The organism is Peristeroidobacter soli, assembly GCF_004138485.1.
Lineage (GTDB): Bacteria > Pseudomonadota > Gammaproteobacteria > Steroidobacterales > Steroidobacteraceae > Steroidobacter > Steroidobacter soli.
The window spans coordinates 2048599-2066862 of the sequence record NZ_ML142848.1; the positions used below are offsets into that span (position 1 = coordinate 2048599).

General features: G+C 62.4%; 18 protein-coding genes. 11 read left to right on the forward strand and 7 right to left on the reverse strand.

What is annotated here, in order from left to right; genetic code table 11:
• Nucleotides 1-109 precede the first annotated feature (109 nt).
• The gene (locus EKO19_RS08535; protein ID WP_129775896.1) at nt 110-613 is read right to left on the reverse strand and encodes an adenine phosphoribosyltransferase; all 504 of its coding nucleotides are present in this window, start codon (nt 611-613) and stop codon (nt 110-112) included.
• A gap of 138 nt (nt 614-751) precedes the next feature.
• On the opposite strand from EKO19_RS08535, the gene EKO19_RS08540 reads away from it, so the two are divergent.
• Both EKO19_RS08540 and EKO19_RS08545 read left to right on the forward strand, forming a co-directional pair.
• Nucleotides 752-1375, forward strand: a complete 624-nt coding sequence (locus EKO19_RS08540) for an inorganic pyrophosphatase (protein ID WP_217705186.1) — start codon at nt 752-754, stop codon at nt 1373-1375.
• Nucleotides 1376-1703: 328 nt separating this feature from the next.
• Nucleotides 1704-2669 (forward strand): helix-turn-helix transcriptional regulator, encoded by a 966-nt coding sequence (locus EKO19_RS08545; RefSeq protein WP_129775898.1) that lies wholly within the window; start codon nt 1704-1706, stop codon nt 2667-2669.
• Here the strand turns inward: EKO19_RS08545 and EKO19_RS08550 are convergent, their stop codons facing one another.
• On the reverse strand, nt 2670-3035 hold the full coding sequence (locus EKO19_RS08550; protein WP_129775899.1) for a DoxX family protein: 366 nt from the start codon (nt 3033-3035) through the stop codon (nt 2670-2672).
• A gap of 156 nt (nt 3036-3191) precedes the next feature.
• On the opposite strand from EKO19_RS08550, the gene EKO19_RS08555 reads away from it, so the two are divergent.
• From EKO19_RS08555 to EKO19_RS08585, 7 genes are all read left to right on the forward strand, one after another.
• Nucleotides 3192-4436: an MFS transporter gene (locus EKO19_RS08555; protein ID WP_129775900.1), complete on the forward strand. Its 1245-nt coding sequence runs from the start codon at nt 3192-3194 to the stop codon at nt 4434-4436.
• A 109-nt stretch (nt 4437-4545) separates the two neighbouring features.
• The gene (locus EKO19_RS08560) at nt 4546-5238 is read left to right on the forward strand and encodes an ABC transporter ATP-binding protein (protein WP_129775901.1); all 693 of its coding nucleotides are present in this window, start codon (nt 4546-4548) and stop codon (nt 5236-5238) included.
• A complete protein-coding gene (locus EKO19_RS08565; RefSeq protein ID WP_129775902.1) occupies nt 5235-6386 on the forward strand; it encodes an ABC transporter permease in 1152 nt (383 codons plus the stop codon). The genes EKO19_RS08560 and EKO19_RS08565 overlap by 4 nt, the downstream gene beginning before the upstream one ends.
• Nucleotides 6387-6399: 13 nt before the next feature.
• On the forward strand, nt 6400-7584 hold the full coding sequence (locus tag EKO19_RS08570; RefSeq protein ID WP_246038840.1) for an ABC transporter permease: 1185 nt from the start codon (nt 6400-6402) through the stop codon (nt 7582-7584).
• Between the two features lie 60 nt (nt 7585-7644).
• A complete protein-coding gene (locus EKO19_RS08575; protein ID WP_129775903.1) occupies nt 7645-8709 on the forward strand; it encodes an alpha/beta fold hydrolase in 1065 nt (354 codons plus the stop codon).
• Between the two features lie 237 nt (nt 8710-8946).
• Entirely contained in the window at nt 8947-9921 is a 975-nt protein-coding gene (locus EKO19_RS08580) for a hypothetical protein (RefSeq protein ID WP_217705188.1), read from the forward strand.
• 125 nt (nt 9922-10046) lie between these two features.
• Nucleotides 10047-12941 (forward strand): choice-of-anchor I family protein, encoded by a 2895-nt coding sequence (locus EKO19_RS08585; protein ID WP_129775904.1) that lies wholly within the window; start codon nt 10047-10049, stop codon nt 12939-12941.
• Between the two features lie 50 nt (nt 12942-12991).
• Here the strand turns inward: EKO19_RS08585 and EKO19_RS08590 are convergent, their stop codons facing one another.
• From EKO19_RS08590 to EKO19_RS08605, 4 genes are all read right to left on the reverse strand, one after another.
• A complete protein-coding gene (locus EKO19_RS08590; protein WP_129775905.1) occupies nt 12992-13507 on the reverse strand; it encodes a DUF1993 domain-containing protein in 516 nt (171 codons plus the stop codon).
• 163 nt (nt 13508-13670) lie between these two features.
• Complete coding sequence (locus EKO19_RS08595) at nt 13671-14252, reverse strand: histidine phosphatase family protein (RefSeq protein ID WP_129775906.1); 582 nt, start codon at nt 14250-14252, stop codon at nt 13671-13673.
• A 12-nt stretch (nt 14253-14264) separates the two neighbouring features.
• On the reverse strand, nt 14265-14615 hold the full coding sequence (locus tag EKO19_RS08600) for a hypothetical protein (protein WP_129776052.1): 351 nt from the start codon (nt 14613-14615) through the stop codon (nt 14265-14267).
• A 12-nt stretch (nt 14616-14627) separates the two neighbouring features.
• Complete coding sequence (locus EKO19_RS08605; RefSeq protein WP_129775907.1) at nt 14628-15098, reverse strand: bactofilin family protein; 471 nt, start codon at nt 15096-15098, stop codon at nt 14628-14630.
• 232 nt (nt 15099-15330) lie between these two features.
• On the opposite strand from EKO19_RS08605, the gene EKO19_RS08610 reads away from it, so the two are divergent.
• On the forward strand, nt 15331-15810 hold the full coding sequence (locus tag EKO19_RS08610) for a (2Fe-2S)-binding protein (RefSeq protein ID WP_129775908.1): 480 nt from the start codon (nt 15331-15333) through the stop codon (nt 15808-15810).
• A 1-nt stretch (nt 15811) separates the two neighbouring features.
• Nucleotides 15812-17977, forward strand: a complete 2166-nt coding sequence (locus EKO19_RS08615) for a xanthine dehydrogenase family protein molybdopterin-binding subunit (RefSeq protein ID WP_129775909.1) — start codon at nt 15812-15814, stop codon at nt 17975-17977.
• A gap of 52 nt (nt 17978-18029) precedes the next feature.
• On the opposite strand, the gene EKO19_RS08620 is transcribed toward EKO19_RS08615, so the two are convergent.
• Entirely contained in the window at nt 18030-18263 is a 234-nt protein-coding gene (locus tag EKO19_RS08620) for a hypothetical protein (protein WP_129775910.1), read from the reverse strand.
• Between the last annotated feature and the right edge of the window lies 1 nt (nt 18264).

An 18264-nucleotide genomic window follows, 5' to 3' on the forward strand; every position in this document is an offset into this window, starting at 1 on the left:
ACATTGTCAGCGAGAGCGAGGCGGTGGGCAGCCCGGCTCGCGGCAAAGAATTGTCAGATCACCCGCTCGGCAGGATGTCCGCTCCCGAGGGACCTCGGCGGCGGGCGGGTCAGTATCGGATCACGGTCCGCGCCGGCTGGCTTTCCCAACGGAAGTCCTTGATCAGACTGAGATCGATCAGCACGCCAAGGGCGTCGACCTGATAGCCGGCAACCAGACACAGGTCGGCCGCCGCAGCCAGGGTGCCACCCGTGGCGAGCACGTCGTCGATCAACAGCAACCGGCCGCTGCCTTGCTGCATTTCCAGCACGCCTTCGCCGTACTCGAGCTGATACGGGATGCTGACGACGGGGGGCGGCAGCTTGCCTTTCTTGCGGATCGGGACGAACCCCTTGCCGTGCTTGAGGGCCAGGGCCGAGCCGAGCATGAAGCCGCGGGATTCGATGCCTGCCACGGCGTCGATCCGTCGCCATTCCCCGGCGCTCAGCAGCCCGCTCATGGCGTCGATGGTGGGGCCGAAGTGACTGCGCAGTAATGGGGCAATGTCGCGAAAAATGATGCCAGGCTGCGGGAAATCGGCGACATCCCGGATGAATTGCTTCAGATCGGTCATGAGGTCGAGGTCGGTTGAGGGCACGCTTCAGGTAAACTCCGCACCACCCATTGTCTCCGAACCCGCATTTTTTCGCTGCAGACCCGGCGGGTCTGCCCATTCATTTTCACAGTCCACCAGTTGTAATCCATGTCGACCATGTTTCCTTCCGCTTTCCGTGCCCACCCCTGGCATGGCGTCGAAATCGGCGCCGACGCCCCGTCCCGCGTGACCGCCTATATCGAGATCGTGCCCACCGACACGGTGAAATATGAGCTCGACAAGGCCACCGGCCTGCTCAAGATCGACCGGCCGCAGCGCTTCTCGAACATCTGCCCGTCGCTGTATGGGTTCCTGCCACGCACGCTGTGCGCCGAGCGCGTCGCTGCGTATTGCGAAGAGCGCACCGGCAAGACCGGCATCAAGGGCGATGGCGACCCGATGGATATCTGCGTGCTGACCGAGAAATCCATCGGCCACGGCGATCTGCTGGTGCAAGCCATCCCGATCGGCGGCCTGCGCATGATCGATGACAACGAAGCGGACGATAAAATCATCGCGGTGATGCGCGATGACGCGATGTACGGGCACATGACCGATATTTCGCAGTGTCCGAAGTCGGTGATCGAGCGCGTTCGTCACTACTTCCTCACGTACAAGCACGCGCCGGGTTCGCCGGATCACGCGGTCGAGATCACCCATGTGTATGGCCGCGACGATGCGTACGAAGCGATTCGTCGCAGCCAGGCGGATTACACGTCGGCCTTCATGGGCGTGCGATAACACCTCCAGTACTGGCGTTCTCGCCCTCAAGGCGTGCGACACCCACACCCCCAACCCCCTCGCCCTCAAGGGCGTGCGACTCCGCATCCTCAACCCCCTCACCCTCAAGGGCGAGGGGGCCTTGAAGCAATGGGATTTGCGCGCTGGCGCGCGCGACGGCGAAGAACGAGATCAGAAGCCGGTTTGCGGCCGCCTGGGTCGAGGACCAGCGAAGTCGCTCGTATCGTTGGCGCTGTTATCCGGGCCGAGGTTGCGTTGTAGGGGTTCGGCGTCTTGGTTGACGTCTTCGTTGACATACTATGTCAGCGTTTGAGGTTGTAATGCCGACATGCGCGCCGAACGACTCATTGCCATTCTCATGGCCCTGCAGAGGGCCCAGGCACTCACCGCCGGTGAGCTCGCTCAACGTCTGAGCGTTTCGGTTCGCACCATCTTCCGTGACATCGACGCCCTGTCGACCATGGGCGTGCCGGTGTATACCGAGCAGGGGCGCGGCGGTGGCATTCGACTCATCGAAGGTTACACCTCCGATCTGACCGGCCTTTCTTCCGGCGAAGCCGAAGCTCTCGCTCTTATTGCGAGTCCCGCCGGCATCGGCGTTCACGATCTCGCGGCCCCCACTCGTACCGCGCTCGACAAGCTCGCGGCCGCCGTGCCGACGATGCATCAGCTGCGCGCTCAGCATGCTCGCGGGCGATTGCTGTTCGATACCAAGCCGTGGTTTCGCTCGTATTCCGTCTCGCCTTATCTGGACACGCTGCGTGCGGCGATCTGGAAGGACGAATGCATCAGCATCAACTATCGCCGCAGTAACGGCGAAGAAAAAGACTATCTGGTCGAGCCGTACGCGCTGGTCGTCAAGGTCGATACCTGGTATCTGATCGGCCGGGTGAAGCGCGAGACGCGCGTGTTCAGAATCTCGCGCATGTTGTCATTGCAGACCACCGGCACGACCTTCACGCGCGATGCCGATTTCGATCTGCACAAGTTCTGGAACGTCTGGTGCGAGAAGTTCGAGAAGAATCCACCGGTCAGTTTCCCGGTGGAGCTGAACATCTCGGCCAGGGGCAAACAGCAGCTGCTCGACAGTTTCGGTAACTGGTTTCGCTCGCGGCTCGAGCCGCTCGGTGAAAACTTCAAGGGCCGCAAACCCGTGACGCTGGATTTCGAGCGCGAGGAAGCGGCGCTGCGCATCCTGTTCGACATCGTGTTCGAGGCCGATATCGTCCAGCCCACCGAGCTGCGCCGGAAGCTGCGCAATCAAGCCAAGAGAGTGGTCGCGGCGACCACCTGATCATTTTTTCCCGAGCAGCACCGCGATCAGGCACGCGATGATCAGCACGCTGTATTCCATGCCGTTGCGGCCCAGTCCGACCACGAACCAGCCCGCTTTCCAATGCACCCACCAGATGCCGAGCGCGGTCTGGAAAATGAAATAAGCCGCGAGCGGGGCGGTGTAGCGGCCCAGCGCCAGCAGGATGCCGCCGACGATTTCGATGAGGGTGACTGCCCACGCCCAGGCGAGCCCGAACGGCAAGCCCTGCGATTCGAGCAACGGGCCGAATGGAGTCACGGCGTTTGCGACGATCCGCATGACGCCGTGAATGACGAACATGGCCGCGACCGCGACGCGCACCACCATGATTGAAGAGATCTTCATGATCTACCAGCCATCCTTAAATAAAAGCGCGCGATCATAAGGGAGCGCGCCGGTGATTGCAGCATTAGCGCCATTTCGATCACCAGACTGATGACCGCATCACGTCTAAAAGCGACTGGTGAGATGCCTACGGAACGCGCAATACTTCCGCGCCTCATGAGCACATCCACCGCATCCCAGTCCAACGTCTCCGCCGGCACGGTCGGACTCATTCTCGCGGCGGCGGCCATCCTGCTCATCACGATGGGCGTGCGGCAAACGACCGGTCTGTTCCTGTTGCCGATCACCCAGAGCACGGGCATTTCCATCGTCGCCTTCAGCTTCGCGCTCGCCATCGGTCAATTCGTGTTCGGCGCGGCTCAGCCCGTGTTCGGTGCCATCGCCGATAAATACGGCGCGCCCAAAGTCATCATCGCCGGCGCGCTGTTGCTGGCATTCGGTGGGGCGCTCACGCCGTTCATGACGACCAGCTCGGGGTTCCTGCTCAGCATGGGTGTGATCGCGGCGGCCGGCGCGGCGGCAGGCAGCTTCTCGATTCTGATCGGCATCGCCTCGCAGCGCTTGCCGGCGGAAAAGCGTTCGATGGCCGCGGGCATCATCAATGCCGGCGGTTCGATCGGTCAGTTCGTGTTCGCGCCGCTCGTGCAATTCATCATTGGCGCGGCTGGGTGGGCGACCGCGATGTTTGCTACGGCCTTCGCGGCGCTGCTGACGATTCCGTTGGTGCTGCCGCTGATTCGTTCGGCGTCGAGCGCAGCGAGCACTGCGGCTCATGCAGTTGCCGCGGGTCACATTACACTGAGCAATCAGTTGCGCGAGGCGATGGGCAATCCGAGTTACCTGTTGCTGCACGCCGGTTTCTTCACCTGCGGCTTTCACATCGCGTTCCTGGTCACGCATTTCCCCAGCGACTTGCAGCTCTGCGGATTGACGCCGAATGTCGCGGCGAACTCGCTCGCTTTGATCGGCTTGTTCAACGTCGTCGGCAGCCTGGGCATCGGCTGGCTGGGGCAGCGTTACCGCATGAAGTATCTGCTCGCGTGGGTATATGCGAGCCGCGCGCTCATGATCGCGATCTATCTGGTGATGCCGAAGACGGCACTCAACATTTACATCTTCGCCGCTGCGCTCGGTGTGACCTGGCTTGCGACCGTACCGCCGACGGCGGGGCTGGTCGGCAAGCTGTTTGGTACACGCTACCTCGCGACGCTGTTCGGGCTCACGCTGCTATCGCATCAGATCGGCGGATTCCTCGGCGCGTGGCTCGGCGGCCTGGTGCTGTCGCAGACCAGCTCCTATCAATGGATGTGGTACGCCGACATCGGGCTCGCGCTGTTGGCGGCAATTGCGAATTTGCCGATTCGCGAGCAGAGATTGCACGCGCAGCCGGCCACGGCTTGAAACCTGCCGTATGACCGGCGGCTAGCCGCAATTCGCCGGCACACCCCTGACGTCCCACCGCTCGGGCAGTTACACTGCCGCGCCTTCAATAGCCGAGCGGATCCGTGCCATGACTGCACTCGTGACCCTGCGCAATGTCACCAAGAGCTATGTTCGCGGCAAGCAAAAGGTCGAGGTCCTGCACGGGATCGATCTGACCATCGAGCCCGGCGAATTCCTGGCGCTGATGGGGCCGTCCGGCTCGGGCAAGACCACGTTGTTGAATCTGGTCGCGGGCCTGGATCAGCCCACCACCGGCGAAGTGCTGGTCGCGGGCGATCGTATCGATCAGCTCTCGCGCGGCAGCCTGTCGGACTGGCGCGCCCGGCACATCGGCTTCATCTTCCAGTTCTATAACCTGCTGCCGGTGTTGACCGCCGAGGCCAACGTCGAAGTGCCGTTGCTGCTGACCAATCTTTCCAAATCCGAGCGCCGCCGGCGGGTGCAGGTCGCGCTGGAGCTGGTCGGTCTCGCGGAACGCGCCCGTCACAAGCCGAACGAGTTGTCGGGCGGCCAGCAGCAGCGCGTCGCTATCGCGCGCGCCATCGTCTCCGATCCCACGCTGCTGGTTTGCGACGAGCCCACGGGCGACCTCGACCGGCAGAGTGCCGAAGAGATCATGAATCTGCTGACGGCACTGAACCGCAGCCACAAGAAGACCATCGTCATGGTGACGCACGATCCGAAGGCCGCCGAGTACGCGTCGCGCGAGCTGCATCTGGACAAGGGCCTGCTCACCAACGATACGAGGCGCGCGGCGTGAAATATTTCAGCCTCGTCTGGGCTGGGCTGTGGCGCAAGAAAACGCGCACCGTGTTCACGATGATCTCCATCGTGGTCGCGTTCCTGCTGTTCGGTTTGCTCCAGGGAATCAACCAGGGCTTCAGCGTCGCCATGCGGACGCTGGACGTGGATCGGCTCTATGTATCGGCACGCACCGGCATGACCGACGGCATGCCGATTTCATATCTGCAACGCATCCGGAATCTGCCCGGCGTGCGCGCGGTGTCTCTGTGGGCGTATTTCGGCGGCTATTACCAGGACGCTCGCAAGGTCGTTCCGGCGTTCGCCACCGATGCGGCCGAGCTGTTCAAGGTCTACAAGGAAATCAAGATCAAGCCCGAATACCTGGCCGCCATGGAGAAGACGCGCACGGGCGTGCTGATCCGTGACACGCTCGCCACTCAGTACGGCTGGAAGGTGGGCGACCGCATTCCCATCGGCACGTCGATCTGGACCAACAAGGCCGGCAGCAACACCTGGGAGTTCGACATCGTCGGGACGTTCGATGCCAGCGCCTACGGCATGGGCTTTCCGGCGTTCTATCTGAACTACAGCTACTTCGACGAAGCGCGTTCGTTCGGCACCGGCCAGGTCCATTACTACATCGTGTCCATCCAGGATCCGAAACAGGCGGACCGGATCTCCAGGGAGATCGACGCGATGTTTGCCAATTCCTCGGTCGAGACGCGGACCCAGACCGAGTTCGCGCTGGCTCAGTCGCAGCTCAAGCAGTTGGGTGACATCAATTTCATCGCCAATGCGATCGTCGGGGCGGTGCTGTTCACGCTCCTGTTCCTGACCGCGAATACGATGATGCAGTCGGTGCGCGAGCGCACGTCGGAGCTGGCGGTGTTGAAGACGCTCGGCTACTCGGATACGAAAGTGTTGCTGCTCGTGATGACCGAGTCGCTGCTGCTCTGCCTGTTTGCAGCCGCGCTCGGCATCGGGCTGGCCGCGGTGGTGTTCCAGTCGCCGGCGCTGCAGAAGCTGTTCGGAAATTTCTCGATGCCGACCCTGGTCATGATGATGGGCGCGGGTATCGCGGTGGCGGTCGCGTTCGTCAGCGGCTTCCCGCCGGCGTGGCGGGCCCGTCAGTTGAACATTGTGGATGCCTTAGCGGGACGCTGATCAGGGTCGCTTCATGAAAATGTTCCGTCAGATCGGCGCGGTCACCGCGATGAACTTTCGCAGCCTGCCGCAGCGGGTGAGCACCTCGCTGGTGGTCGTCATCGGTATCGCCGGTGTCGTGGCCGTGCTGGTGTCGGTGCTCGCCATGTCGACCGGCCTGATTCGCACGATGGAAAACACCGGTCGTGACGATCGCGCCATCGTCCTGCGCAGCGGCTCCATGGCCGAGACGTCGAGCGCGCTGGATCGCAACTCCGCGAAGTTGATCGTCGATGGCGCGGGCATCAAGCACGACGCGAACGGCGACCCGATTACGTCCGCCGAGACCATGCGCATTCTGAGCCTGCACAAAAAAGACGACGACTCCGAGATCAATGTCATCCTGCGCGGCGTCGGCCCCAGGATGCTGGAAGTGCGGCCCGAGCTGAAGATCGTCGAAGGCCGGATGTTCGAGCCGGCGGTGACCGAGGTGATCGTCGGCAAGTCCGCGCATTCGCAGTTCAAAGGCCTGAACGTCGGCGACGTAGTGCACTCACGTGGTGCGAACTGGACCGTCGTCGGCGTGTTCGAGACGGGCGGCGACTCGCACGAGTCTTCGCTGATGACCTACGCGGAGACCTTGATCTCCATCGATCAGCGCGGCTCGTTCCAGAGCGTGACGGCATTGCTCGATTCGCCATCGTCGTTTCAGGCGTTCAAGGATTCGCTGAGTTCCAACCCGGCGCTGGCCGTGGATGTAGTGCGCGAGCGCGAGTATTACCAGCAGCAGTCGAAGAACATGAGCACCATCATCTCCATCATCGCCTATGTGGTCGGCGGAATCATGGCGGTGGGTGCGGTGTTCGCGGCGCTCAACACGATGTACTCGGCGGTGAGCGCCCGGCTACAGGAGATCGCCACGCTGCGTGCGTTGGGGTTTGGCTCGGCGGCCATGGTGGCGTCGGTGCTGGCCGAAGCGTTGATCCTCGCGCTGATCGGCGGTGTGATCGGCGCCTTGCTCGCCTGGATGTTCTTCAACGGCAACACCGTGAGTACGTCGGGCGGCGGCATGGGGCAGATGGTGTTCGAGTTGGCCGTCAGCCCGCAGCTGATGATTCTCGGCGTCGTCTGGGCCTGTGTCATCGGCGTGCTGGGCGGTTTATTTCCTGCCATGCGGGCCGCGCGTCTGCCGGTGGCTATGGCCTTGCGGGCGGTTTGAACCGCCGCCGCCTCGCGACGGTATACATTTTGTTATTCTGGGGGCGGATTGGGCGCCCCCATGCAACAAACGATTCGATTCATCAAATCCGCGGACGGCACGCGTCTGGCGGTCGCCACTTCAGGGCAGGGACCGCCGCTGGTGAAGTCGGCGAACTGGCTGTCGCATCTGGAGTTCGACTGGCAGAGCCCGGTGTGGCGCCACTGGTTCCGTTTTCTGTCGGCCGGGCGCCAGCTGATTCGGTTCGATCCTCGTGGCTGCGGCCTGTCGGACTGGGATGTCGCCGATCTTTCGCACGCCGCTCAAGTCGCGGATCTCGAAGCGCTCATCGAAGCGTCGGATCTGGAAACATTCCCGCTGCTCGGCATCTCTCAAGGCGGTGCCGCCTGTATCGAGTACGCCGTCCGTCATCCCGAGCGCGTCACGAAGCTGTTCCTGTACGGTTGTTATGCGGAAGGCTGGGCGCAGCGGGGCGACGATTCGCGGCGGCACGGGGAGGCGCTGGTCGAGCTGATTCGTCAGGGGTGGGGCCAGGAGAATCCCGCGTTCCGTCTGTTGTTCGCCTCCTTGTTCATCCCGGACGCGACTACCGAGCAGGTGCGCTGGTTCTCGGATCTCATGCGCACCACGACCCAGCCGGAAATCGCCGCGCGCATCATCGAAGCGTTCGGCCAGATCAATGTGCGATCGCTGTTGTCCCAAGTGAAAGTGCCGACCATCGTGGTGCATGCCCGGGGCGACGCACGCATTCCTTTCGATCAGGGCCGGTTGCTGGCGGCGGAGATTCCCAACGCGACGTTCGTGACGTTGGAAGGCCGCAATCACATTCTTACCGAGGGCGAGCCGGCCTGGGCTCGGTTCTGCGAGACATTCAATGAGTACATGGGCGTTGCCGGGTCGAGCGCCGCTCGCCAATCCGCGCCAGTGGACTTGTCGGAGCTCACCGCCCGTGAGAATGCGATCCTGAGACTGGTTGCGCAGGGGGCCGCGAACGGGGAAATCGCCCGCCGTTTGTTCATCAGCGAGAAAACGGTGCGCAATCATCTGACGAACATTTTCGAGAAGCTGGGCGTGGACTCGCGCGCCCGGGCCATCGTCGTCGCCCGCGACCGGGGCGTCGCGTAGTCCTATTGGACACGGGTACAGGATGTACCCGCGCCGCTGAAGGCGGCGAGCGAGGAGCAAAAGTCACGCCTTTTGCGAGTCGCACGAGGGGCGCGGCAGGATGCCCGATCCCGAGTTATTTAATTAGGACATATGTCCCGGGGATGGCGCTTTCGAATGAGCCTTCTGCCTCATGCGCCGCTTGCCATAAAACTGCAACATGCGCGCACTTTGAAAAACCGCCCGCGAGTCAAACGTATGAGTGCCGCAGCCGCCATGGTGGTGTCTCCCGCCGCCGAGAAGATGTTCCAGGAAAACTCCGACCGCGCCCGCTATGCCCGCTGCATCAAGGCGTCCAAAAGAGTGCGTTGGGATATCGATGCCGATGTGTTTCGCGGCCGGGCGTTCGACTTCCGCCGCAAGTTCCTGCCCGACGGCCTGACCAAGGTGAACGATCTGGCGTTTCTGATGCCGGACGAGAAGCGCGCCATGAGTCACGTGCAGGGCCGCAGCTACGCCACTCTCTTCGGATTGGTGGAGCGGTTCATCAGTGCCAAGACTCTGGAGCTCGCCGGCAAACAGGTGTTGGGCGATCAGGTCGCGCTCGAAGGGCTGGTGCGCTTCAGCGATGAGGAGCTGAAACATCAGGAACTGTTCCGCCGGATCGAAGCGGCGATTGCTACGCGCATGCCCGGCGGTTACGCGGTGATCGTCGACGCCAACGAAGTGGCGCGCAACGTATTGAACAAGTCGACGTGGGCGGTGCTGGCGCTGACCTGTCACATCGAGCTGTTCACTCAGGTTCACTATCGGGAAAGCATCGAGCGTGACGACGACCTCTCGGATCTCTATCGCGATGTGTTCCGTTTCCACTGGCTGGAGGAGTGCCAGCACGCGGTCATGGATGAGATCGAATGGCATCGGGAGGATCGCAACCTCTCGGCGGGCGAGCGTGACATCGCGGTCGATGATTTCATTTCGCTGCTCCGGTTGCTCGATGAGATTGTGAGCGCGCAGTCGTCGGCGGACGCGGGATATTTCATGCGGGTATGTGAACGCAGCTTCTCGCCGGCCGAGCAGCAGCAGATCCGTGACACCATGCAACGGGCCTACCGTTGGCAATACATCGCATCGGGTGCCCAACATCCCCACTTTGTAAAAATGCTCGGCGGCATGGTGAGTCGTCAGCAGCTGCAGCGGGTGCAAACGTCGTTGGCACAGATTGGACGCTAAGCTGTCATTAAAGCGTCATACATCGAAACAAGAATAGCTCCCGTATAAGCCGGGCACGGATTTGCCGCCTCACGGACGAGGCGCCGGCACGGCATTCAAACAACACCCCGCAATCCGGAGCTTTCATGTCCAGAGCGTCTCGTTCCTGCGTGGCCGCGGCCGTCGCAGTCGCCCTCTTCAATTGTGCTTTGCCGGCCGGCGCCGGCGAATCCGTTCAACATGCCGATGAGGGGAGCCTGAAGCTCACGCCGGTCGGAACTTACGATGCCGGCGACGCGGGCTCGGCGGAAATCGTCGCGTTCGATGCTGCGAGCAAGCGCCTGTTCCTGGTGAATGCCCAGACCTCGACCGTCGATATTCTCGATGTGAGCAACCCGTCGAGCCCGGCCAAGGTCACGACCATCGATACCGCCAGCCTCGGCTCGCCGAACAGCGTAGCGGTGCGCGACGGTGTGGTCGCGGTCGCCATCCAGAGCGATCCGAAGACCGCTCCGGGCCACGTTGCGTTCTATGACACCAACGGCAATCTGATCAAAGCCGTGACGGTCGGTGCGTTGCCCGACATGATCACGTTTACTCCGGACGGCAGCAGCGTGCTGACCGCCAACGAAGGCGAGCCGAGCGGCTACGGCCCTGGCTTCGTCGATCCGGAAGGCTCCGTGAGCATCGTGCCAGTGCCGCACAATTCTAAGGATTGGAAGAAGCTGAGCGACAGCGATGTTCGCACGGTGACGTTCCAGGAGTTCAACGGTAAGGACGCGAAGCTGCGCGCCCAGGGCATCCGCATCTACGGACCCGGTGCCAGCGTCGCGCAGGATCTCGAGCCTGAATACATCACCGTTACCGAAGATTCGAAGACCGCGTATGTGACGCTCCAGGAAAACAATGCCATCGCCGAGATCGATCTCAAGAGCGGCACGGTGACCAATCTGCTGGCGCTGGGCTACAAGGATTACAGCGAGCTGCCGTTCACCGCTGCCACTTATGAGTGGAACAAGCTGCCGGTGATCGGCACGACGGTCGGCGGTCAGACCCTGCACCTCGGCGGCTTCTCGGGCCTGGCGTTCGAAGGCACGACCAGCGACGGCAAGCTGAAGTTCATCACTCACACCGATCGCGGTCCGAACGGCGAGCCGACCGGTGCCCTGCGTCCGTTCCTGTTGCCCGAATTCACGCCGCGCCTGGTCCGCTTCACGCTCGATCCAGCCACCGGCAATTTCGAGCTGTTGGAACAGATCCTGTTGCAACAGGCGAATGGTCAGCTGCTCACCGGGCTGCCGAACATCGTGCTGTCGAACGACACCAACCTGCCGTACAACGACGAAGTCGGCGTGGATTTGTTGGGTCAGCCGACCGCGCTGGATGCGCTGGGCGCGGACCTCGAAGGCATCGCCATCGACCGGGACGGTTCGTTCTGGATGTGCGACGAATATCGCCCGGCGATCTATCACTTCAGCAGCGATGGCAAGCTGATCGAGCGTCTGATTCCGATCGGCACGCACGCGGCCGCTGGCAAGCCGGTGCCGGCGCCTGGCCAGGCGGGCGAGTACGGCGTCGAAGCGCTGCCGGCGGTGATCGCGCAGCGTCGCCAGAATCGCGGCATGGAAGGCATCGCAATTCAGAACGGCAAGATCTATGGGTTCGTGCAGAGCCCGGCTCGCAATCCCACGACGGTGACCAACGCACAGCTGAACGCGATGAAGAATGTGCGCGTCGTCGAATACGATCCCAACACGCGCGCCACTCGTCAGTTCCTGTACATCATGGACAACCCGGCGTCGGTGAGCGCCGATGACACGCGCGCCGACAAGATCGGCGACGTTGCGGCGGTTCCGGGCGGCGGCTTCCTGGTCGTGGAGCGTGACGACGATGCCCTGCCGGCGGATCCGATCGAGACCATCACCAAGAAGATCTACGCGGCCAGGCTCGATGGCGCCACGGATATCTCTTCGCTCGGCTTGTTCACCGTCGGCGGTGTGCAGAAGAGCGTCGATCAGATGACCGAAGCCGAGCTCACGTCGGTGGGCGTCGTGCCGGTCAAGAAGACGTTGCACGTCGATCTGCCGTCGGCGGGTTACGCGTCGGTGCAGAAGATCGAGGGCCTGGCCGTGATGAACAACGGTCAGCTCGCCGTGATCAACGACAACGACTTCGGCGTCGCCGGCATCGTCATCGACAATGCCACGGGCACGTACACCATCGCGCCGGGATATGTCCCGGAGAAGCCGACGCTCGGCTTGTTGAAGGTGCCGGGCCTGGATGCTTCGGATCGCGACAGCGCCATCAACATCCGCTCTTGGCCGGTGTTCGGCATGTACCAGCCGGACTCGATCGCTTCGTTCAACATCGGCAAGATCACTTATCTGGTCACCGCCAACGAAGGCGATGCCCGCGATTGGCCCGGCTTCGCCGAAGAATCGCGCGTGAGCGCCCTGACGCTGGACCCGGTCGCGTTCCCGAACGCCGCGGACCTGCAGAAGGCCGGCAATCTCGGTCGCTTGAATGTCACCAAGACGCTGGGCGATGCGAACGGCGATGGCTCGTACGAGAAGCTCTACACGCTGGGGGGCCGGTCGTTCTCGATCTGGAAAGCCAACGGCATCCAGGTGTTCGACAGTGGCAGCGACTTTGAGCGCATCACCGCGGCCAGCAATCCGGCGTTCTTCAACGCCAGCAACGACGACCGCACGTTCGACAGCCGTTCGGACAACAAAGGTCCGGAGCCGGAAGGCCTGGCGGTGGGCACGGTCGGCGAGCGGCGTTACGCGTTCATCGGTCTGGAGCGCATGGGCGGCGTGATGACTTACGACATCACCAACCCGCATGTGCCGGTGTTCGTGGGCTACACGAACAATCGTGACTTCTCGGTCGATCCGTACAACGCGCCGGCCGCCGGTGACCTGGGTCCCGAAGGCCTGCTGTTCATCGACGCGACGAACAGCCCGACGGGCGCCCCGATGCTGGTGGTCGCGAACGAGATCAGCGGCACCGTGACGCTGTACAAGCTCGAACGCGAGTAATAAAAAAAGGGGCCGGCCCGGACAGCCGGCCCCCGTTTCTGTAGCGAAGCTCAGACCTGCGGCACGGGTCCCAGGAAATCCTGCTTGCCGATTTCCACGCCGCCATGACGCAACAGTGCGTACGCGGTCGTCATGTGAAAGAAGAAGTTCGCCAGCGCCCAGTGGCGCACGAAATTCACCGCCGTGAAGTTCAACGAGACGCGCGGCGTTTTGATCGAGATGGTGCGATTGTCGTCACCCTCGAACTGCTCCGGCTTGAAGCCATCCAGATAGTCGATGGTCTTGCTCACGCGCGCGATCAAGTCGGCCATCGTGGTCTCGTTGTCCTCGAACTTCGGCGGCTCGGTGCCGCTCAGACGCGCGGCCGCTCCCTTCGCGGAGTCACTGGCGATCTGGATCTGCCGTGCGAACGGCAACATGTCCGGATACAGCCGCATCGAAAGGAATACGTTTGGATCGAACTTGCGTGCCTCGGCGTGCGCCACTGCCTTCTCCAGGATGGCTTTCAGGGCGCGCAGCGAATGCAGAAACGTGGGAATGGAAGCGTCGTACAGTGACAGACTCATGGCGATTCTCCGGCCCCCTGGGCTCATTAGGTGTAAGCGGGGCGGATTATAGGCGGCGGTGACATTCCGGTCGCCGGCCGTTGGGCGGAAGATTCAGCGGTTCCGAGCACGAGTCTGTTGCCCGGGCCAGGGTGGCGGGCGCGCCGCTCGTCTGCGCCGTCCGCTACGATCGAGCGAGCACCAACGTGTCGGCCTCTCGTCCAAGATCGACGACGCGCAGGCGTCCTTTGTCGTTGCTCATTACGGTTATCGAGGCGTGATCCGGACGGAAGCACACCACATCATCGCTTTTCTGCGCGGCGCCGACGGCGGCGTTGATCGCGACGAAATGAGTGTAGATGACGCAGTCGTGTTTGATGGCCAGCAACGACGCGACCAGCTCGTTGCGCCATTGCAGATAATCGATGGATCCGGCCGGCGCGTTCTGGTGCAGTTGTTTCCAAGTGCCGCGCATGGCCGCGATCAGCCAGTCGCGGCGGGCGGCAAAAGGAATGGGAGGCGAGGGGATTTCGGCGACCGACAGCATCGGCTCCGCCTCGCAAAACCACATTTGCGTGAGCGGCTCGGCGGTCTCACGGCAGCGGCGCATCGGGCTCGAGTAGACCGGCAGCCGCGACGACGTGCGCGTCAGCTCTTCGGCTGTCGCGAGCGCTTGAGCCAGGCCGGTATCGTCGAGCCCGGGGTCGGGATCCTCGCCCCAGGACGCGGCCGGCTTGGCGTGTCTGACCAGATACAAACGTGGCATGGCGCCAGTCTGTTATTTCTCCGGCGGCTTGTACACGTCGACGGACAGCGTGACGGTCCTGCCCTCATTCACGTTGAGCGCGCCGACGCCGACGATCTTGCGTTCCACTTCCTCGCCGCGGTCATTGCGGACCGAGATGACGATCGAATACTCCCACGGCTCGCCCTCCGCCGGATGACGGAAAGCGCCCTCGACCCGCAAGGCCGAGAACGTGGCTTTCGCCCGCTGTTCCGCGACAGCCTTGGGATCGAAGCGCAAGTGGTGCTTGCACGCGGGACAGATGCTCGCGCTTTCGAGAATGGTCGACTTGCAGTGCGGGCAGACGCGCGTCTTGCCGTAAGCAGTCGCGCGTCCCGGACTTATCGAGGGCACGTGTTACTTGCCGCCCTTCTCGTCCCAGCCGAATTCGGCACGGCCGCGCATGCGCGAGCCCGCGGCAACGGTCAGCGAGCCTGCCTTCAGGTCGCCGTTCAGCACGCCGGTCTGCAACAGCTCGACGCGCGTTGCCGCATCGATGTTGCCTTCCAGCTCGCCGCCGATGACGACGGTGTTGGCGCGGACACTGCCCGTGATCTTGGCGCCCTGCTCGATGGTCAGGTTGCCCTGCACATGCACATCGCCCTTGAAATTACCTGCAACCCGAACGTTGCCGGAGCCTTCGATCTTGCCTTCGATGGTCAGGCCGGCGGCCAGCACTGATTCCTTGGCATCTGAAGCGGCCGCAGGACGAGCCGCCGGCGCCGGGGTACGAGGCGTGTCGACACTGGCGACCGTCGCGACGGTTTTTTCCGGGGCGGGGTCGGGGGTGTTCTGTTCCCTGCCGTACTGATCTTTCCACAACGCCATATCGGCACACTCCTCAAGTTGAACGAGCTGCGGTTAATGACACAGCCTGCTAAAACGTGTCAAACATTCCGACATGAAGCGTCGCGGGCCAACGACACCGAATGTCTGTGAGCCTGTTCGTTCAGCCATGACATTCAGTTGCGGCTTTTGCGGTGCAGAATACGGAGTGTGAAATCGTTCTCGCCCAGCCTATATTTGAACAGTACAACTCTAAGCCGGTGAGGATTTCTACATGATTAAGCTCACGGTCAATGGTCAGCCACGCGACGTGGAAGTGGCGGGGGATACGCCACTGCTCTGGGTGCTCAGGGATTCGCTGGGTTTAACCGGGACGAAATATGGTTGCGGCATGTCCCTGTGCGGGGCCTGCACCGTCCATGTCGATGGGGCGCCGACCCGCTCCTGTATCACGCCGGTCGAGAGTGTCGCCGGCAAGGCCATCACTACCATCGAGGGACTGTCGCCCGATCGCAGTCATCCGGTGCAGAAGGCCTGGATGGAAATCGATGTGCCTCAATGCGGTTACTGCCAGTCCGGCCAGATCATGTCGGCGGTGGCGCTGCTCAAACAGAATCCGAAACCTTCCGATGCCGACATCGATGCGGCCATGAGCGGCAACATCTGTCGCTGTGGTACGTATCCGCGCATTCGCAAGGCGATTCACAAAGCCGCGGCGGGCGCGTCCAGTCAAACCGGTACGGAGGCTGGCTGATATGGCTACCTCACCTCGTTCAGTTATCGGCGATCTCTCACGCCGCGGGTTCATGAAATCCACCGCGGCGGTCGCGGGTGGCTTGGTCATCGCTTGTTACTTGCCCGGCTGTAGCAAACCGGAAGAAGTCGCGAAGCAATCCGGTCCGCCGAAGATGATCAAAGCCAACGCCTGGCTGCAGATCGGCACCGACGGCTCGATCACCATGTTCTGTGACAAATCGGAAATGGGGCAGGGGGTGTACACCGCGTTGCCGACGCTGCTCGCCGAAGAGCTCGGCGTCGATCCCACCACCATCAAAGTCGAATTCGCCCCGCCCGGCAACGAATACGTGAACAAGCTGCTCGGCGCGCAAGCGACCGGCGGCAGCACGAGCGTGCGCGAGGCCTGGGACAAGATTCGCATGGCCGGCGCCGAAGCCCGCACCCGATTGATCGCGGCCGCCGCGAAGGAATGGAAAGCGCCGCCGCAGTCGTGCTCGGTTGAGGATGGCTATGTTCTGTTCACCAATCGTCGTTTGTCGTTCGGCGAACTGGTGGAAGCCGCCGCGGCCCTGCCGCCGCCGGAGCACGTTCAGGTCAAAGGACACAACGAGTTCAAATACGTCGGCAAGGTTCTGCCGCGATTCGACACGCCGTCGAAGGTGGATGGCAGCGCGCAGTACGGCATCGACATGCGCTTGCCCGGCATGTTGTACGCAGCGCTCGCGCAGCCGCCTGAGTTGGGCGCCAGCGTGAAGAGCTTCAACGCGGATAAGGCGAAGGCGCTGCCGGGCGTGCGCGACGTGTTGCAAACGTCGTCAGGCGTGGCGGTCGTTGCGGACACCTGGTGGCAGGCGAAGACGGCGCGCGACGCGTTGGATATTCAGTGGGCTGCCGGCCCGGCGGCGAAGCTCACCAATGCTTCCATCTACGCAGGATTGAAGACGGCGTCGGGCGGCCAGGGTCTCGATGTTCGCAAGGAAGGCGACGTCGCTGCGGGGTGGAAAGAAAACACCCGGCACGTCGAGGCGACCTATGAATTGCCGCTGCTCGCGCACGCGACGTTGGAGCCGCAGAATTGCACGGTCGAGTTTCGCGACGACGGTTGCCATGTATATGCGCCCACTCAGGTGCAACAGATGGCACAGTCCGCGGCGATGAAAGCTTCCGGGCTGCCGGCGGAAAAGGTGTTCGTGCATACGACGTTCCTGGGCGGCGGCTTCGGTCGTCGACTCGATGTCGATTTCGTTCCTGCCGCCGTCGAATGCGCGAAGGCGATGAACAAGCCGGTGAAGCTGCTGTGGACCCGTGAGGACGATACGACTCATGACAAATATCGTCCGCCTGCGCGCAACACTCTGTCCGGTGCGTTCGATGGCAATGGCAAGTTGAATACGGTGAAGGTGCATTTGGTGGCGCCGTCCATCACTTCACGCTGGGCGCCGGGCGCCGTGCCCCAGGGAACACCCGATCCATTCGCGATCGAAGCCGCTCACAACTTCCCGTACGACGTGCCGAACCTGCACATCGATTATTTGCAACACGAAGTCGGACTGGAGGTGGGCTACTGGCGCTCGGTGAGTCATGCGCTCAACTGCTTCACCGTCGAGAGCTTCATGGATGAGCTGGCCGCCGAGGCCAAGATGGATCCAGTCGAGTTTCGTCGCTCGCTGTTGGGCAAGCAGCCGCGCTGGCTGTCGGTGCTCGACGCCGCCGCTCACAAGGCGAATTGGGGACAGCCGCCGGCCGGACGCTATCAAGGCGTGGCGCTGATGTCGGGCTACGACACCTATCTCGCGCAGGTGGCTGAGATTTCACTCGACGGCGACAAGCTCAAAGTCCATCGCATCGTCTGCGCCATCGACTGTGGCCAGATGGTCAACCCCGGCATCGTTCAAGCCCAGGCCGAAGGCGGCATCATCTTCGGCTTGACCGCGGCGTTGTTCAGCGAGATCAACGTAGTGAACGGCAAGGTGCAGGAGACGAATTTCGACAAGTATCGACTGCTGCGGATCAACGAGGCACCGAGCATCGAGATTCATCTGCTGAACAGCGACGAGAAACCCGGCGGCATGGGCGAACCCACCGTCGCGCTGGTCGCGCCGGCGGTTTGTAATGCGATCTACGCGGCGACCGGGAAGCGGTTGAGGAAATTGCCGATCGCGAAGCAGGGGTTTTTGATCTGACCGCAGCGGGCGTCGAGGCCACTGATCGAGATCTCGACGCCCGCCGACCGTACTATCGGACGGTAATGCTCGACTTTGCTTCGGCGATGAGCGCTTCCAGAATCACCAGTGGAACATCGCCAAAGGTTTCCACAAAGAACTGACCCGTGGCATCCCAAAAGAGAACCGTTGCAACACGATCTTCTCTGCCCTCGCGAAGACGCCGCAGCTCATAGCCTCCAAATCCTTGCTCTTGATCCTCTACGGGAGAAGAGGTGTATTGCGCGTCGCCGTATGCTTGTTTCATC